Consider the following 1,887-nt stretch of genomic DNA (forward strand, 5'->3'; position numbering starts at 1 on the left):
GTGGCGGTTTTGGCAGTGGCGATGATTTAGACGATTTATTCAAGAAAAGGCCGGGCGGCGGAATGCGCCCCTTTTACTCCTTTGAATGGATGAGCGAGCTGGTCAGCAGCTTCATCCTGCTGCCTGGCATTGATGGTCGGACCGTCAAAAAACAGATTTGGGATACCCAGATTGTGCTCAACATCAAGCAGGGCTGGAATGAGCAGGACATCGTTATTTCGCAGGAACTTTGGAATAAAATAAGAGCTGCGAATCTTGAAAGAAATTCAGGGCTTTTTCTGGCATTGTCCAGAAACCCCTATAATCCGGAAGCTGTCGTTGATCATTACCTGAACAGTAACCCGGCACAACCGCTACCAACAGAAGACTACCGTCGTCATACACAGGAAGGGTTCATTTTAAGTCCCAAACAAATACGCAGCGTGTCTGTTATTCCGGGCTTGGTCACCGCAGGGAACGGCTATTCCACAGAAAGCGGTCAGGCTGGAAATCAAATGGGCGACACTGATAATACCTCGCCAGCGAATACTCAGTTTCAACAAGGCTCTGGTCGTCAAAATCAAGGCAGCGGTGGTGGAAGAGAGGGTGGGGGAGATGATGGGTCAGGTGGGTCACCAAACAGAGGGTCATGCCGGATTTGTAATAAACCTGCTGTACTCGGCTTCGATAAATGCAGAGAATGTCTGGCTCGTGAAGTCGGTCTAATTGAGCAGGAACTGACTGAACAAGAAAGGGAACTACTTGAGTCAGGCACAGAAGGGGCTGATTCTTTAGCAATCCGTGTATTTGAATGGTTCAAAACTTTGGATTCAAATGAAAGGCACAGAGGAGATTGTTTTCGCAATAATGATTACTATAACTTTCCAGCGCTTTATAGACTTTTAACTCAAAGTTTTATGTCAAATAAAAATACGCTAAGTGAGTTTTATCTGAAATGGGTTAAATTTTTAAACGGCAGTATGTCTCTTTACCACCTTATTTCAGAAGTTGGTGAATTGGCAAAGTCCCAGGGAATTGAAGATTACGTTGAGGTGACAAGAATTGTTAAAGCACTTGCTCATCACAGGCATGAGTTTGAGAACGAAACCGGTTTTAAAAAATTCAGAAACGATTTGTTGAGCATTTTAACGAGTAACAACCTCCTGGCTTCTGATGACCCGGGGCATGTTCTTTATTCAGGATTAAGTCGCCAACAGAAAGTAATGTTGATTAATTATATTTTTCAGACATTTAAAGAAACGAGTTGGTGGCTAAAAGATGAAATATTCCCGTCAAAATTTTTGACAATAATAATGTTAAATCAATTCGCCAGAAATGTTAATGCTAAGTATGGTTTTGGTATTCCGAATCCGTACATTGATCGTGAGGAGTTATTAGAAATTCTTACGTGGGGCAGTGAGAGGCCTGGTAGTGGTGAATGTTCTTTTATTACTCCACATAACAGACGTTTTTTAATTGGAGTCAATAGTCAATCACTTCATGCTCTGGCATTTAATATTACTGCCAATCAATTTTTAGATTTTCATGATATTGAAGCTATACTCACTGCTCTTGCTGTTATAAGGTCAATGCACGGACAGCGTTTAAATGATCTGTTCTCTAAAAATGTTCGTTTTGCGAAAGATGTACCCAGTGAGCAACTTCAGCTTTTAAGAACCTTCACCTTAAAAGCCCGTGAACAGCTTGTTAAGTTTCTGGAAAACAAGGGAGCAGAAGAAAAAGACAAATTTATACATAGTATGTTTTTGATCTTTGGTATTGCTCCTAAGGAGCTATTTGATGAGCTATCGGATCAACCGTTTGATGAGTTATCGGAGCAACCATCTGATGAGCTATCAGATCAACCGGCTGATGAACTATCGGATCCTGAACCTGTTCAGTTAACAC

General features: G+C 41.7%; 1 protein-coding gene. It reads left to right on the plus strand.

The genetic code is table 11. The features are described from left to right. On the plus strand, positions 1–1,887 hold a 1,887-nt coding region (locus KDK18_RS08055; RefSeq protein ID WP_257254389.1), incomplete at both ends, for a hypothetical protein.

It is taken from the genome of Endozoicomonas sp. SESOKO3 (assembly GCF_024606255.1).